This is a genomic window from Streptomyces sp. x-19 (assembly GCF_046549115.1).
GTDB classification, from domain to species: Bacteria; Actinomycetota; Actinomycetes; order Streptomycetales; family Streptomycetaceae; genus Streptomyces; species Streptomyces albulus_C.
On sequence record NZ_JAJPWK010000001.1, the window covers coordinates 344,665 to 360,224 of the forward strand.

Genomic DNA, 15,560 nt, shown 5'->3' on the forward strand with positions numbered 1-15,560 from the left:
GCGCGTGACTACCGCCTCCGGTGCCGCGGGCACGCGCACGGTGGCCAGGTCTGGGTGAGGCCGTAGAGGTCGAAGCGGTCGCCGGCGACGACGTGGATCTGGGCGCGTTCCTGGGTGACGACGCCGTCGCGGGTCGTGGTGTAGACGCGCAGGGTCATCAGCGACTGCCGGGATCGCGGGCCCGACGGGGTGTGGCCGGCGCTCGTGGCCATGGTGACGCTCCTGTTCGATGGGGTCGTGGAGTTGTCCCGTTAGTGGCTAGGGCGGCTCCCGGATGTCGTCGTGGGATCCCCTCAACTTCCAGCGGATTACTACGTTCCGTGTTCCCATCGTCACCCTCCGCCGTAACCTTGGGAAGGGAGTGAGTACTGATTCCTACAGGCGTAAGAATGGAAGTGAGGCCGTGGCCAAGGGATTTGATCCGGAGCGGTGGACGTCGGGACCGTGCGGGCGCGGGCGTTGGAGACGGCGGTGGAGCTGGTCGGCGAACGCACCGTGAGGCAGGTGCAGTTCGTGCGGCTGCGGGTGGTCGCGGGGCTTGCGGGGCGCGGCCAACTCGGGCCGGCGGGTGCGGGAGTGGCGCCGAGTGTCGGGGGGCGGGTGGTGGGCTCGGCGGTGGTGCGGTGCGGGTGAGCTGCCGTACGAGTGGCTTGCGGTGCGGGCGGGGTGAGGTGTGGGCGGACGAGGTGGCCGATGTCCGGTCGGTCTGGGGCGTTCCGCGCGGTGGGGGGAGGGGGAGGGCTGGGGGGCGGGGGCGGGGGCCCCTGGCGGGGCCGGGGGAAGCCTCGCCGACGTCCCGTCAGAAGGCCGGTCCCCGGCCGCCGAGAGCCCGGGCCGCCTGGGCCGCCCGGGGTGGCGGTGGGCCGGGGCGCAGGCAGGTGACATCCGGCGTGGGTCGGGAACAGATCCCGGTCCGCGGGCACTGTCATAGGCATGAGCGATAACGGCGCATTCAGGATCGAGCACGACTCGATGGGTGAGGTGCGGGTTCCCGCGCACGCCAAATGGCGGGCCCAGACCCAGCGGGCGGTGGAGAACTTCCCGATCTCCGGGCAGCGGCTGGAGCGGGCGCACATCGAGGCGCTGGCGCGGATCAAGGGGGCGGCCGCCAAGGTCAACGCCGAGTTGGGCGTGCTGGGCAAGGACGTCGCGGAGGCCATCGTGGAGGCGGCCGCCGAGGTCGCCGAGGGGCGGTGGGACGAGGACTTCCCGGTCGACGTGTTCCAGACGGGGTCGGGGACGTCGTCGAACATGAACGTCAACGAGGTGCTCGCCACCCTCGCCAGCGAGCGGTTGGGGCGGGATGTGCACCCCAATGACCACGTCAACGCGAGCCAGTCGTCGAACGACGTGTTCCCGTCGTCGATCCACGTCGCGGCGACGTCGGCGGTCCTGAACGACCTGGTTCCGGCGCTGGAGCACCTGGCGGAGGCGTTGGAGCGGAAGGCGGCGGAGTTCGCCGAGGTGGTCAAGTCGGGGCGCACGCACCTGATGGACGCGACGCCGGTGACGCTGGGGCAGGAGTTCGGGGGCTACGCGGCGCAGGTGCGCTACGGCGTCGAGCGGCTGCGGGCGTCGCTGCCGCGGCTGGCCGAACTCCCGCTGGGCGGCACGGCGGTGGGCACCGGGATCAACACGCCGCCGGGGTTCTCGGCGGCGGTGATCGCGGAGGTGGCGCGGGCCACCGGGCTGCCGCTGACCGAGGCGCGCAACCACTTCGAGGCGCAGGGGGCGCGGGACGGGATCGTGGAGACCAGCGGTCAGTTGCGGACCGTCGCGGTCGGCCTGACGAAGATCGCCAACGATCTGCGGTGGATGGCGTCGGGCCCGCGCACCGGGCTCGCCGAGATCAACCTGCCGGACCTCCAGCCCGGCTCGTCGATCATGCCGGGGAAGGTCAATCCGGTGCTTCCGGAGGCGGTGCTGATGGTCGCCGCGCAGGTCACCGGCAATGACGCGACGGTCGCCGCGGCCGGCGCGGCCGGCAATTTCGAGCTGAACGTCATGCTGCCGGTGATCGCGCGGAACGTGCTGGAGTCGGTGCGGCTGCTGTCCAACGTGTCGCGGCTGCTGGCGGACCGCACGGTGGACGGCATCACCGCGAACGTGGCGCGGGCCCGGGAATACGCCGAATCGTCGCCGTCGGTGGTGACGCCGCTGAACAGGTACCTCGGTTACGAGGAGGCCGCGAAGGTCGCCAAGCAGTCGTTGGCGGAGCGGAAGACGATCCGGGAAGTGGTGCTCGAAGGGGGTTACGTCGAGCGTGGACTGCTGACGGTGCAGCAGCTCGACGAGGCGCTGGACGTGTTGCGGATGACCCACCCGTAACCACCAGTGCGGCGCATGTCACCGCACGCGTAACGCGACGCCCCTAAGATCTGCGCATGACAGCGGACATGGTGGAGACGGCGGAGGGTGAGACGACCGGCGTGCCCGCGCCGGCGGCCGGGGCGGGTCGGGGCGCGGCGGAAGCGGGGCGCTGGGCGCCCGGCGACCAGGTCCTGTGGCGTTACCGCGACAACGCCGATCCCCGCCGGTTCCACATCTGTCGGCCGATGACCGTCGTCCAGGACACCGAGGAGCTGCTCGCGGTGTGGATGGCGCCCGGCACGCCGTGCATCAAGCCGGTGCTCGCCGACGGCACCCCGGTGCACCACGAGCCGCTGGCCACCCGCTACACCACACCGCGGCGGACCGTGCGCGACCATTGGTTCGGCAACGGCGTGCTGAAGTTGGCCCGCCCGGGAGATCCCTGGTCGGTCTGGCTGTTCTGGGAGAGCGGCTGGCACTTCAAGAATTGGTACGTCAATCTGGAGGAGCCGCGCGACCGTTGGTCGGGCGGTATCGACTCGCTCGATCATTTCCTCGACATCTGCGTCTATCCGGATCGGCGCTGGGAGTGGCGGGACGAGGACGAGTTCGCCCAGGCTCGGCGGGACGGGCTGGTGACGGATGCCCAGGAGGTCGCCGTCCGGTCCGCCGGACGCGCCGCGGTCGCACAGATCGCGGCGTGGGAAGGGCCGTTCGCGGACGGCTGGGAGGACTGGCGGCCCGATCCGGCCTGGGAGGTTCCCGCGCTTCCGGAGAACTGGGATCGACCGCCGGATTGTTTGCGGTAGCGAGACAGCAAACGTGAAAAGAAGAGAGTGAAGAGAGTGAAGGGGGCGAACGGTGGAAAGGTGCGCCTATGGGCGAAACCGTTTCCCGCCGGGTTCCCTTGGGGGTCCCACCGGACGAGAAGCGGTACCCAGCCCCCTTGCTGTGCCCTGGGCCTTCAAACGTAGGATCGTCCTCCGCAAGACTGCACAGGCGCAACTCCAGAACGAGAAAACGAACTTGACTGCGGTCGCAGGAGGGGCGAAGTCGTGAGCGCGACGAGCTACGACGCGTACGAGGGCCTGAACCGGTTAGCACTTGACCGGGCCGGACAGGCCGAGGCGTTCGACGCGATCGGTGACCAGTACGAAACGGCTTTTCCGCATAAGGAAGGTCAGATCGCTTCGGGCGCGTGGTTGAGTGGCGAACTGCCGGCCGGGTCGCGGATCCTCGATGCCGGCTGCGGCACCGGCCTGCCGACCGCCCGTCAACTCTGCGACGCGGGCCATCGGGTCGTGGGGATCGACCTCTCCCCCGGGATGGTCAAAATCGCCCAGGCCAACGCCCCGGCCGGCGAATTCCACCGACTGGACATCGCCGATCTGCGCGGTGGCCGGCTGGGCGGTCCGGGTTCCTTCGACGGAATCACCGCCTATTTCTCCCTGTTGATGATGCCTCGCGCGGAAATTCCGTGTGCCCTGGGCATGCTGCACGACCTCCTGCGACCCGGCGGGTTGCTGGCCCTGGCGATGGTCGAGGCCGATATTGACGACTTCCCCATTCCGTTCCTCGGCAGCACGATCCGGGTATCGGGATATCTGCGGGACGACCTGCGCCGGGTCGTGCGCGACGCGGGTTTCGACATCGTCGGGGAGGACTCGTATGCGTATGCCCCGTCGAGTACGGACGTACCACCCGAAATCCAGCTCTTCCTGCACCTGCGACGCGCTTGAGACGCACCGCGTCAGGCGCGTCCGCTCGGGCGGCGCGCACCGAACGCGGCGCGCCTGCGCCAGCCCCGGACGGATGGAATCCCACGCGTGACGGAGCATCCCACCTCCCACGAAACGCGGCAGTCGGCCCCGACCGCCGCGTCCTCGGCGTCCCCTGCTGCGGGGACGGCGCCGCTCGGCGGCGTTCCCGACCCGCGCAGCGCCCTCCAGCAACCCTCCGACGCCGGCCACGAGCCGGCGCCGGGGAGCGGGTTCGCGGTGCGCGGGGACGACGACACCGGCTGCGGCGGCGCGGCCGGCGGGCTGGCCGCCACGGCCGCGGCGGGGCCGCCGGGCGGGCAGGGGGACGCCGAGCCGGCCGCCGATCACGGCCCGGCCGGTGACGGCGCGCGGGCGTACGGCGCCGCCCGGGCGTCCCGCGACAGTTTCTACGGTGGATACACCGGGGCGTACGGAGCCGCGTACGACCCGTACGGGGAGGTGGCCATGCCCGCGGAGGGGCGGCCGGACGGAGAGTCGGGCGCGGAGCGCGCGGCGGTCCGTGCGGGCCGGCCGGTGGCGCAGGGTGCGGTGGACCGCGCCGGTGCGCCGGAGCCGGACGAGGAGCCGGGGCACGCGCAGCCGCGCCCCGGCGGTGAGGGCATCGGGCGGCCGCGCGAGGGCGGTTCGGGGTCTCGGGCGCACGGGGGTGAGTCGGGCCGGGGCGGGTTGCCGCCGGGGTCGCCGCCGGGCGTGCGGGGCGGCGGTCGGTCCGGTCCGGCCGACGGGGAGCTGCCGCCTCCGGCGGGGCCGCCCACGGTGCCGCCCGCGCGGTCGGCGCATCCGGGCGAGGGCCAGGAGAGCCGGGAGGTCGCGGCGGCGCGGCAGGCGAGCGGGGACCGGTTGCGGTTCATCGGGGCGGCGACCCGGCGGATCGCCCGCGGCATAGACCTGGACGAGATCGTGCTGGGGCTGTGCCGGGCGACGGTGCCGACCTTCGCCGACGCGATCCTCGTCTACCTGCGCGATCCGTTGCCGGTGGGTGACGAGCGGCCGACCGGCCCGGTGGTGCTGCGGTTGCGCCGCACCGACCGGATCCCGGAGGAGCCGGACACGAACGGGCTGCGGCTGCCGGTGCTGCCGGCGCAGCCGGACCTGGGGCCGGCGATGGGCGGCAGCGCCGCGGAGCTGGCCGAGGTGCGCCCGGGCGGGCCGCTGGCGGAGGTGCTGCGGGGGGTGCGGCCGCTGTTCGGCGAGGCCCAGGCGGCGCGCACCGCGCTGCCCGAGCTGTTGGGTCCGGACACTCGGCTGCCGGGCGGTCACCGGGTGGTGCTGGCGCCGCTGCGCGGGCGCCGGCGGGTGATCGGCGCGGCGGTGTTCCTGCGCCGTCCGGACCGGCCGGCGTTCGAGCCGGATGATCTGTTGGTGGCGGCCCAGCTGGCGACGCACACCGCGCTGGGCGTGGACAAGGCGGTGCTCTACGGCCGCGAGGCGTACATCGCCGACGCGTTGCAGCGCACCATGCTGCCGGACTCGTTGCCGCAGCCGACGGGGGTGCGGCTGGCCAGCCGTTACCTGCCGGCCGCGGAGACCGCCCGGGTGGGTGGTGACTGGTACGACGCGATCCCGCTGCCGGGCAGCCGGGTGGCGCTGGTCGTCGGTGACGTGATGGGCCACTCGATGACGTCGGCCGCGATCATGGGGCAGCTGCGGACCACCGCGCAGACTCTCGCGGGGCTGGACCTGCCGCCGCAGGAGGTGCTGCACCACCTCGACGAACAGGCCCAGCGCCTGGGCTCGGACCGGATGGCGACCTGCCTGTACGCGGTCTACGACCCGGTGGCGCACCGGATCACCGTCGCGAACGCGGGGCATCCGCCGCCGGTGATGCTGCACCGTGGTGGGCGTGCGGAGGTGCTGCGGGTGCCGTCGGGCGCGCCGATCGGCGTCGGCGGGGTGGACTTCGAGGCGGTGGAGCTGGACGCCCCGGCGGGCGCCACGCTGGTGCTGTACACCGACGGGCTGGTGGAGTCGCGGATCCGGGACGTGTGGACCGGCATCGAGCAGTTGCGCGAGCGGCTGGCCGAGACGGCCCGGCTGACCGGGCCCAATCCGCCGCCGCTGGAGCCGTTGTGCGACGAGGTGTTGGACATGCTCGGGCCGGGTGACCGCGATGACGACATCGCGCTGTTGGCGGCCCGGTTCGACGGCATCGCGCCGAGCGATGTCGCGTACTGGTATCTCGATCCGAAGGCGCAGACCGCGGGGCAGGCCCGCCGGCTGGCCCGCCGGGCGCTCGCCCGCTGGGGCCTGGACGAGCTGTCGGACCAGTTGGAGTTGCTGGTCAGCGAGGTGGTGACCAATGCGGTGCGGTACGCCGAGCGGCCGGTGACGTTGCGGTTGCTGCGGACCGACGTGCTGCGCTGTGAGGTCGGGGACGACGTTCCGCAGCTGCCGCGGCTGCGGCATGCCCGGCCGTCCGACGAGGGTGGTCGGGGGCTGTATCTGGTCAATCGGATGGCCCGGCGGTGGGGCGCGACCCGGTTGAGCATGGGCAAGGTCGTCTGGTTCGAGCTGTCGATGCCGCCGGGGGCGCGCCGCTGAGGCGGTCCGCGGTGTGTTGTGTCGAGGGCCCCGTCCGGTTTCGGGCGGGGTCCCTTCGTGTGCGGGGCGGGTCGGACCCGTCCGGACGCCCGGGACCCCTTGCCGACATGCCGTCGGGGGCGTTGACTGCTTGGGTGGGTCAAAAGGGACTGAAGGGACCAGCTGCCCCCGGAAGGGACTGACGGCCCCCACCCACCCACCGCCAGTCATCGAACGGGAGGCATTCCTCCAATGACCAGCACCGCGCACAACGTCCCGCACACGACGACCAACACCGGCATCCCGGTGGAGAGCGACGAGCACTCGCTGACCGTGAGCCCGGACGGTCCGATCCTGCTCCATGACCACTACCTGATCGAGAAGATGGCCCAGTTCAACCGCGAGCGGGTCCCCGAGCGGGTGGTGCACGCCAAGGGGAGCGGCGCGTACGGCTTCTTCAAGGTCACCAACGACGTCAGCCAGTTCACCAAGGCGGACCTCTTCCAGCCGGGCAAGGAAACCGAGATGCTGGCCCGCTTCTCGACCGTCGCCGGCGAGCAGGGCTCCCCCGACACCTGGCGCGACCCGCGCGGCTTCGCGCTCAAGTTCTATACCGAGCAGGGCAATTACGACCTGGTGGGCAACAACACCCCGGTCTTCTTCGTACGGGACACGATCAAGTTCCAGGACTTCATCCGGTCGCAGAAGCGCCGTCCCGACAGCGGGCTGCGCGACAACGACATGCAGTGGGACTTCTGGACGCTCTCGCCGGAGTCGGCCCACCAGGTGACCTGGTTGATGGGCGACCGCGGCATCCCCAAGACGTACCGGCACATGAACGGGTACGGCTCGCACACCTACATGTGGGTCAACGCGGGCGGCGAGAAGTTCTGGATCAAGTACCACTTCAAGACCGACCAGGGCATCGACTTCCTCACCCAGGCCGACGCCGACCGGCTGGCCGGTGAGGACGCCGACTACCACCGCCGGGATCTCTTCGACGCCATCGAGAGCGGCAACGCCCCGTCGTGGACGCTCTACGTGCAGGTCATGCCGTTCGACGACGCCCCGGACTACCGCTTCAACCCGTTCGACCTGACCAAGGTGTGGCCGCACGGCGACTACCCGTTGATCGAGGTCGGCCGCATGACGCTCAACCGGAATCCGGAGGACTACTTCATCCACATCGAGCAGGCCGCGTTCGAGCCGTCCAACATGGTGCCGGGCGTCGGCCCGTCCCCGGACAAGATGCTCCTCGGCCGGCTGTTCTCGTACCCGGACACCCACCGGTACCGGATCGGCCCCAACTACGCGCAGCTGCCGCCCAACCGGCCGCACGTGCCGGCGCACTCGTACGCCAAGGACGGCCCGATGCGCTTCGACCCGTCGCGCGCGGCCCGGCCGTACGCCCCGAACTCCTACGGCGGCCCGGCGGCCGACACCGTGCGGTACGGGGAGCCGGCGGGCTGGGAGAGCAGCGGGGCGATGGTGCGCAAGGCGTACACGCTGCGCCGGGACGACGACGACTTCGGGCAGCCGGGCACGATGGTCCGCGAGGTGCTGGACGACGCGGCCCGCGACCGGCTGGTCGACAACGTCGCCGGGCACCTGCTCGGCGGGGTGAGCCGGCCGGTGCTGGACCGGGCGCTCCAGTACTGGCGGAACATCGACAAGCAGCTCGGCGATCGGATCGCGAAGAAGGTCAACGGCGGCTGAGCCGCGCAGGAAGCGCTGCGGCCCGCACCCCGAGGGGTGCGGGCCGCGGCGCTTGCCGGGGGCCGGTGGGTCAGCCGAAGTTCGGCAGACCGTTGCTGCCGTTGCTGGTGTTGCCGCCGGGGTTGCCACCGGTGCCGCCGTCGCCGGTGCCGCCGGTACCGGTGTTTCCGCCGGTGCCGGTGTTACCGCCGGGGTTGCCGCCGGTGCCGCCGTCGGGCGGGGTGGAGCCGCCGCCGGTCGGCGTGGGCCTGCCGGACGGCCGGCCGGAGGTGGTGTCCGACGGGGACGTGGACGGCGTCGGCGAGGTCGTCGCGGAGTGCGTCGGGGTCGGCGTCGGGGTGACCGGCACGGTCGGGGTCGCCGTCGGGCTGGGCGGCGGGGGTGCCGCGGCGCCCATGTCGGTCTCCAGGTCGAAGTCGCCGCCGGTGCCGTCGCCGAGCGCGGCCTGGGTGTAGTCGGCCCAGACCCGCGCCGGGTAGCCGCCGCCGTTGACGCGGCCGCCGCCGCCGGCGCCCTTGAGGGTGACCTGGGTGCCGCCGTTGGGCGACTCGCCGAACATGCCGACCGCGGTGACGAGGTTGGGGGTGTAGCCCACGAACCAGGCCGACTTGTTGTCGTCGGAGGTGCCGGTCTTGCCCGCCGCCTTGTAGTCGGTGTTCTTCACCGCTTCCGAGGCGGTGCCGTCGTTGACCACGCCGGTCAGGACGGAGGTGACGGTGTCGGCGGTGGTCCGGGACAGCACCTGCTCGCCGATCGGGTTCTTGAGGTCGACTTCCTTGTCGGTGCCGTCCTGGGTGTGCACGGCCTTCTTCACCAGCGACGGGGTGACCTTCTGCCCGTGGTTGTCGAAGGTGGCGTACGCCCCGGCCATCTGGAGCGGGCTGGCACCCATGGTGCCCAGGGTCATGGCCGGCTGGACGTCCATCTTGGCGCCGTCCATGCCCAGGCTGACCGCCGTCTTCTTGACCTGGTCCAGGCCGACGTCGGCGCCCATCTGCGCGAACACCGCGTTCACGGAGTTGTTCATCGCGACCTGGGCGCTGATCTTCCCGTAGCTGTGCTCGTCCTCGTTGGGCGGGGCGAAGGGCGTGGTGCCGCCGACGACCGGACGGCGGTTGCGGCCGTCGTAGATCGTGTTCGGGTTGATCGGGACGCCGCCCTTGGTGACCGCGTGGTTCTCCATGGCCGACGCCAGGATCAGCGGCTTGAAGGTGGAGGCCGGCTGGTAGTCGGAGCGGGTGGCGTTGTTGGTGTAGTGCTTCGGGTAGCCGGCGCCGCCGTACAGCGCCACGACGTAGCCGGTCTTCGGGTCCACCGAGGTGGCGCCGAGCTGGACGTCGCGGTCGACCGGGCGCTGGCCGGGCTCCAGGTCGTCGGTGAGCTTGCGCTTGACCGACTCCTCCAGCGCCTTCTGCCGGTTCTTCTCGATGCCGAGGGTGACGGTCCAGCCGCCGGCCTCGAATTCGTTCTCGTCGACGCCGTGCGCGAAGAGCTCCTTCTTGGCGGCGTCGATGATGTAGCTGGCCTGGCCGGACAGGCCGGGCAGCGGCTTGGGCGGCTTGGGCACCGGGAACTTCTGCTGGGCACGCTCCTGGGGCGTGATCCACTTCATCTCGACCATGTTGTCGAGCGTGTACGCCCAACGTTCCTGGACCAGCTTCTTGCCGGCGTCGCTGGCGATGGCCCAGTCGTACTGGTTGGGCGCCTGCAGCAGCGAGGCGAGGTAGGCGCCCTGGGCGACGGTGAGCTTGTCGGAGTCCACGCCGTAGTAGGCCTGGGCGGCGGCCTGGATGCCGTAGGCGCCGCGGCCGTAGAAGCTGGTGTTGATGTAGCCGGCGAGGATCTCGTCCTTGGAGAACTTCTGGTCCACCTTGAGGGAGATGACGATCTCCTGGAGCTTGCGGGAGACCGTCTGCTCCTGGCTCAGGTAGTAGTTCTTGACGTACTGCTGGGTGATCGTCGAGCCGCCCTGCTTGCCCTTGCCGCTCAGGGTGTTGACGACGCCGCGGAGGGTGCCCTTCAGGTCGACGCCGGAGTCGTTGTAGAACGTCTTGTTCTCGGCGGCGACGAAGGTGTGCTGGACGGCCTTGGGTATCCGGCTGAGCGGGACCGTCTCGCGGTTGACCTGGCCGACCCGGGCCATGACCGAGCCGTCCGCGTACTTGAAGACGTTGCTCTGGAGCTTGGCCTGCTTGTTGCCGGCCGGGACGTCCACGTAGAGGTAGAGCCCGATGAATCCGACGATCCCCAGCAGGCACGCGCCGAGGAAGGTCCCGAGGACCTTCTTCCAGGTGAAGAAGCGGCCTATGCCGGACTTCTTGGTGTTCTTCCCGGCCCGGCGGGCGCTGCCCTGCCGCGCTCGCCTCGCATCAGCTCGGCCCATCGCTCGTGCAACTCCAGTCGTTCCGCCCCCGGCATAACTCAGCTGTTGAAGCTAACACCGCATCTGACAACAAATACTCATCGATCAAGGCTTTTCCCGACGTGACAAAGAGCACGGGGGACGAGGGCAACCCCCCTGCCGCCGGACCGTATCGCTCTGGACCGCAGCAGGCCAGCGCGTTAAAGTGATATCACTTTGCTAGACCAGCGAAAGCGCGCGCTGCGGCGCACATCACGCCCTTCGGCGCGCGCCCTCCACGAAACGGGGACCCCATGACCGACACGACACCCGCCGCCTCCGCGGACACCCCGGAGATGCCGGCGCCGCAGGTCCGCGAGCGGGCCGCGCACAGCATCCCGGGCGGGCTGGCCCTGCTGCTGACCGTCCTGGGCGTCGCCCTCGGCATCGCCGTGATCGTCACCGGCGGCGTCCTGGGCAACAACGGGAACGCCGCGGCCGCCGCCCCCCTGGTGATCGTCGGGATCCTGTTGCTGCTGGGCTCGTTCTTCTGCATGACGGGCGTGAAGATGGTCGCGCCGGGCGAGGCCCGGGTGATCCAGCTCTTCGGGCGCTACGTCGGCACCATCCGCACCGACGGCCTGCGCTGGGTCAACCCGCTCACCTCGGCCCGCAAGATCTCCACCCGGGTCCGTAACCACGAGACCTCGGTCCTCAAGGTCAACGACGCCTACGGCAACCCGATCGAACTCGCCTCGATCGTCGTCTGGAAGGTCGAGGACACCGCCCAGGCACTCTTCGAGGTCGACGACTTCCTGGAGTTCGTCGCCACCCAGACCGAGGCGGCCGTCCGGCACATCGCCATCGAGTACCCCTACGACGCCCACGACGAGGACGGCCTCTCGCTGCGCGGCAACGCCGAGGAGATCACCGAGAAGCTCGCCGTGGAGCTGACCGCCCGGGTGCAGGCCGCCGGCGTGCAGATCATCGAGACCCGCTTCAGCCACCTCGCCTACGCCCCGGAGATCGCCTCCGCGATGCTCCAGCGGCAGCAGGCCGGCGCGGTCGTCGCGGCCCGCCAGCAGATCGTCGAGGGCGCGGTGGGCATGGTCGAGTCGGCCCTGGAGCGCATCAACGAGCAGGGCATCGTCGAACTGGACGAGGAGCGCAAGGCGGCCATGGTCAGCAACCTGATGGTGGTGCTGTGCGGCGACCGGGCCGCCCAGCCGGTCCTGAACACGGGCTCGCTCTACCAGTGAGTGCCGACGCTCCCCAAGGGGCCGGCACGGACCCCGAACGGCCCGCGGGCCGCCGGCCGCAGCAGCGCAAGCAGGTGCTGCTGCGGCTGGACCCGCTCCTGCACGACGCCCTGAGCCGCTGGGCCAACGACGAGCTGCGCAGCACCAACGCACAGATCGAGTTCCTGCTCCGCAAGGCGCTGGCCGAGGCGGGGCGGCTGCCGCGCGGTGCGGGCGGACCGGCGCGGCGGGGCCGGCCGCCCAAGCGGCGCGAGCCGGCGCCGGAGACGGACCCCGACGCGGCGGTGGGTCCGCGGGGACATTCGGCGGACGGGACCGACGGCGCGGCGGGCGGGCGGTGAAGGGGGCGGCGCACCAGTAGAAACGCCGTCTATACATCTCGCGTATACACCTCATGTAGAGTGCGTTCCATGTCTCTGGGACGGCGCTGCGTCTACCGCGCGCACCCCTCGCCATGCCCTGTTCGCACTCCCGAAGGCCCCCACATGAACCCGGCCGGCTCCCTCCTCGAAGCCCGTGCGCTGCACAAGGCGTACGGGCCGACGCCCGCGCTCGACGGCGCGGACTTCGCCATCCACCCCGGCGAGGTGGTCGCCGTCATGGGCCCCTCCGGGTCCGGCAAGTCCACGCTGCTGCACTGCCTCGCCGGGATCATCCGCCCCGACTCCGGCACGGTCCGCTACGGCCCGCACGCCCTCACCGACCTCAGCGACGCGCGGTGCAGCGCACTGCGCCGCAGCGACTTCGGCTTCGTCTTCCAATTCGGCCAACTGGTACCGGAGTTGACCTGCCTGGAGAACGTCGCCCTGCCGCTGCGCCTGAACGGCACCAAGCGCAAGGAAGCCGAACGCCGCGCCCGCGACTGGCTGACCCGGCTGGAGGTGGACGACCTCGCCGCCAAGCGGCCCGGCGACGTCTCCGGCGGGCAGGGTCAGCGGGTCGCGATCGCCCGCGCACTGGCCACCACGCCCCGGGTGATCTTCGCCGACGAACCCACCGGCGCCCTGGACTCCCTCAACGGCGAGCGCGTGATGGGCCTGCTGACCGAAGCCGCCCGGGACACCCGCGCGGCGGTGGTGCTGGTCACCCACGAGGCCCGGGTCGCCGCGTACGCGGACCGCGAGGTCGTGGTGCGGGACGGCATCGCCCGCGAGGCGGTGGGCGCGGCATGAGCACCGATGCGACGACCTCCGGGGGCGGTCTGCGCGGCTGGGCCCGGGACCTCGGCATGGGGGTCCGGTTCGCCGTCGGCGGCGGGCGCGAGGGGTGGATCCGCACCCTGCTCACCACGCTGGGCGTGGGCCTCGGCGTGACGCTGCTGCTCGCCGCGTCGACGATCCCGGCGATCCAGGCGCACCGCACGGAGCGCCGACTGGCCGCGACGCCGACGGAGGCCGACGGGCCGCTGGCGCCGAGCGCGTCGACGCTGGTCGTGGCCGACCTGCGGACCCAGTTCCGGGACCGGCCCCTCACCGGGCGGATGCTGCGGCCGGACGGTCCCGCGGCGCCCGCCCCGCCCGGGGTGGCCGCGCTGCCGAAGCCGGGCGAGATGGTGCTCTCCCCCGCGCTGCGGGAGTTCCTCGCCGAACCGGGCAACGCGCTGCTGCGCCAGCGGCTGCCGTTCCGGGACACCGGCACGATCGGGCCGGCCGGCCTGGCCGGACCCGCCGAGCTGAAGTACTACCTGGGCAGCGCCACGTTGAGCACGGACAACGGCGGGGTCCGGGTCGCCGGGTTCGGCGTCGAGCAGAAGAGCGAACCGCTGGACCCGCAGCTGCTGATGCTGGTCATCGTGGGGTGCGTGGTGCTGCTGATGCCGGTGGCGATCTTCATCGCGACCGCCGTCCGGTTCGGCGGCGAGCGCCGGGACCGCCGGCTGGCCGCGCTGCGGCTGATCGGCGCCGACGCCCGGATGGCCCGGCGGACGGCGGCCGGCGAAGCCCTGTTCGGATCGGTGTGCGGGGTGCTGGTGGGCGCCGCGCTGTTCCTGGTCGGCCGGCAGTTCGTCGGCGGGATCACCATCTGGGACACCAACGCCTTCCCGTCCGACCTGACCCCGAACCCGCTGCTGGCGGCGCTCATCGTGCTCGTCGTGCCGCTCGCCGCGGTCGCGGTCACGCTTCTGGCGCTGCGCCGGGTCGCCATCGAACCGCTGGGCGTCGTCCGCAGCGGCGCGGGCCGCCGCCGGCGCCTGTGGTGGCGGCTGCCGTTCCCCCTGGGCGGCCTGGCGCTGCTGTTGGCCAACGGCCGGACCAGCGGCGCGCAGAGCGTCGTCAACCCGTTCCTCATCGCGGGCGGCGCGACGCTGTTCCTGCTCGGCGTGACGCTGCTGCTGCCGTGGGTCGTGGACGCGGTGGTGGGGCTCTTCCGCGGCGGCCCGGTGCCCTGGCAGTTGGCCGTGCGGCGGCTCCAGCTCAGCGGGGGCGCCGCGGCCCGCGCGGTCAGCGGGATCACCGTCGCGGTGGCCGGGGCGATCGCGCTCCAGCTGCTGTTCTCCGCGATCCAGGGCGACTTCATGAAGATCACCGGGCAGGACTCGAAGCGGGCGCAGCTGGAGGTGTCGCTGCCGACGCACGACGTCGCGACCATCCGGAAGATGACCCGCGAGTACCAGCGGACCCCGGGCGTCCGCGGCGTCATCGCCGCCATCGACACCACCGCGAGCCGGCCCGGCCCGCTCCGCAAGGGCGAGCCGTTCATCCCGTCCACGTCGGTCACCGTCGGCGACTGCGCCTCGCTGGGCGAGCTGGCGCGCACCGGTCCCTGCAAGGACGGCGACGTCTTCATCGTCCGGGACCACACCGGCCAGGTCGACGACTCCTACATCCGCCAGACCGCACGGCCCGGCGCCGCGGTGGACTTCGCCTGGCCCGACCGCACCGGGCAGCCGCCCCGCCCGCGGCTGTGGACCATCCCGAAGGACGCCCGCACCATCGAGTCGCGTCCCGACCCCATGGGCATGCCGTCGTTCGGCCTCTTCGCCACTCCGGGCGCGCTGGACACCACGCTGTTCGACGACCCCCAGGCCCGCGCCATGATCAAGATCGACCCGCAGTTCCCCGACGCCGTCGAGCACGCCCGGAACACCGCGGCCCGGATCGACCCGCTCACCTCGGTGCACGCGCTGCAGAACATGGAGCGGGACGCCCAGTACACCAGCGTGCGGACCGGGCTGCTGGTCGCCTCCACCGCCACCCTGGCGCTGATCGCCGCCAGCATGCTGGTGACGATGGTGGAGCAGCTGCGCGAGCGCCGCCGGCTGCTCTCGGTCCTGCTCGCCTTCGGCACCCGGCGGGCCACGCTGGCCTGGTCGGTGCTGTGGCAGACCGCCGTCCCGGTGGCCCTGGGGCTGGTCCTGTCGGTGGCCGGCGGCGCCGGACTGGGCCTGGCCCTGCTGCGGATGGCCGGGAAGAGCACCGTCGACTGGTCGGTGATCTGGCCGCTGGCCGCCGCCGGGAGCGGCCTGGTCCTGGTGGTGACGTTGCTCAGCCTGCCGCCGCTGTGGCGGATGATGCGCCCGGACGGACTGCGCACGGAGTGAGCGCGGACGGTGCGGGGCGGTGGCCGGCGGGAGCCCGCGGCCGCTGCCCCGCACCGTCGTCGACCCGTACGTTCCGCCACCCGTTCCGCACA

Annotated in this window: 12 protein-coding genes; 10 read left to right on the top strand and 2 right to left on the bottom strand. The window is 72.0% G+C overall.

From position 1 onward, the window contains the following. Positions 1 to 8 precede the first annotated feature (8 nt). The gene (locus ACLJT4_RS01700) at positions 9 to 212 is read right to left on the bottom strand and encodes a hypothetical protein (protein ID WP_411120649.1); all 204 of its coding nucleotides are present in this window, start codon (positions 210 to 212) and stop codon (positions 9 to 11) included. 217 nt (positions 213 to 429) lie between these two features. Between ACLJT4_RS01700 and ACLJT4_RS01705 the strand changes: the two genes are divergently transcribed. The 6 genes from ACLJT4_RS01705 (at position 430) to ACLJT4_RS01730 (ending at position 8,327) form a co-directional block, all read left to right on the top strand. Continuing rightward, entirely contained in the window at positions 430 to 633 is a 204-nt protein-coding gene (locus tag ACLJT4_RS01705) for a hypothetical protein (protein ID WP_411120650.1), read from the top strand. Between the two features lie 300 nt (positions 634 to 933). Next, positions 934 to 2,328 (top strand): class II fumarate hydratase, encoded by a 1,395-nt coding sequence (locus ACLJT4_RS01710; protein WP_411120651.1) that lies wholly within the window; start codon positions 934 to 936, stop codon positions 2,326 to 2,328. Between the two features lie 56 nt (positions 2,329 to 2,384). Beyond that, positions 2,385 to 3,119, top strand: coding sequence for a DUF402 domain-containing protein (locus tag ACLJT4_RS01715; RefSeq protein ID WP_411120652.1), 735 nt, complete (start codon positions 2,385 to 2,387; stop codon positions 3,117 to 3,119). A 246-nt stretch (positions 3,120 to 3,365) separates the two neighbouring features. Continuing rightward, entirely contained in the window at positions 3,366 to 4,049 is a 684-nt protein-coding gene (locus ACLJT4_RS01720) for a class I SAM-dependent DNA methyltransferase (RefSeq protein ID WP_411120653.1), read from the top strand. Positions 4,050 to 4,136: 87 nt separating this feature from the next. Then, positions 4,137 to 6,632, top strand: coding sequence for a SpoIIE family protein phosphatase (locus tag ACLJT4_RS01725; RefSeq protein WP_411120654.1), 2,496 nt, complete (start codon positions 4,137 to 4,139; stop codon positions 6,630 to 6,632). Positions 6,633 to 6,863: 231 nt separating this feature from the next. Beyond that, positions 6,864 to 8,327, top strand: a complete 1,464-nt coding sequence (locus ACLJT4_RS01730; RefSeq protein ID WP_411120655.1) for a catalase — start codon at positions 6,864 to 6,866, stop codon at positions 8,325 to 8,327. 70 nt (positions 8,328 to 8,397) lie between these two features. On the opposite strand, the gene ACLJT4_RS01735 is transcribed toward ACLJT4_RS01730, so the two are convergent. Beyond that, positions 8,398 to 10,710, bottom strand: a complete 2,313-nt coding sequence (locus ACLJT4_RS01735) for a transglycosylase domain-containing protein (protein WP_411120656.1) — start codon at positions 10,708 to 10,710, stop codon at positions 8,398 to 8,400. 272 nt (positions 10,711 to 10,982) lie between these two features. On the opposite strand from ACLJT4_RS01735, the gene ACLJT4_RS01740 reads away from it, so the two are divergent. The 4 genes from ACLJT4_RS01740 (at position 10,983) to ACLJT4_RS01755 (ending at position 15,468) form a co-directional block, all read left to right on the top strand. Next, complete coding sequence (locus tag ACLJT4_RS01740) at positions 10,983 to 11,927, top strand: SPFH domain-containing protein (protein WP_411120657.1); 945 nt, start codon at positions 10,983 to 10,985, stop codon at positions 11,925 to 11,927. Next, positions 11,924 to 12,268, top strand: a complete 345-nt coding sequence (locus tag ACLJT4_RS01745; protein WP_411120658.1) for a hypothetical protein — start codon at positions 11,924 to 11,926, stop codon at positions 12,266 to 12,268. Before ACLJT4_RS01740 ends, ACLJT4_RS01745 begins: the two co-directional genes overlap by 4 nt. Positions 12,269 to 12,412: 144 nt before the next feature. After that, a complete protein-coding gene (locus tag ACLJT4_RS01750; protein WP_016570294.1) occupies positions 12,413 to 13,099 on the top strand; it encodes an ABC transporter ATP-binding protein in 687 nt (228 codons plus the stop codon). Next, entirely contained in the window at positions 13,096 to 15,468 is a 2,373-nt protein-coding gene (locus tag ACLJT4_RS01755) for an FtsX-like permease family protein (protein WP_411120659.1), read from the top strand. Before ACLJT4_RS01750 ends, ACLJT4_RS01755 begins: the two co-directional genes overlap by 4 nt. The last annotated feature ends 92 nt before the right edge of the window (positions 15,469 to 15,560 follow it).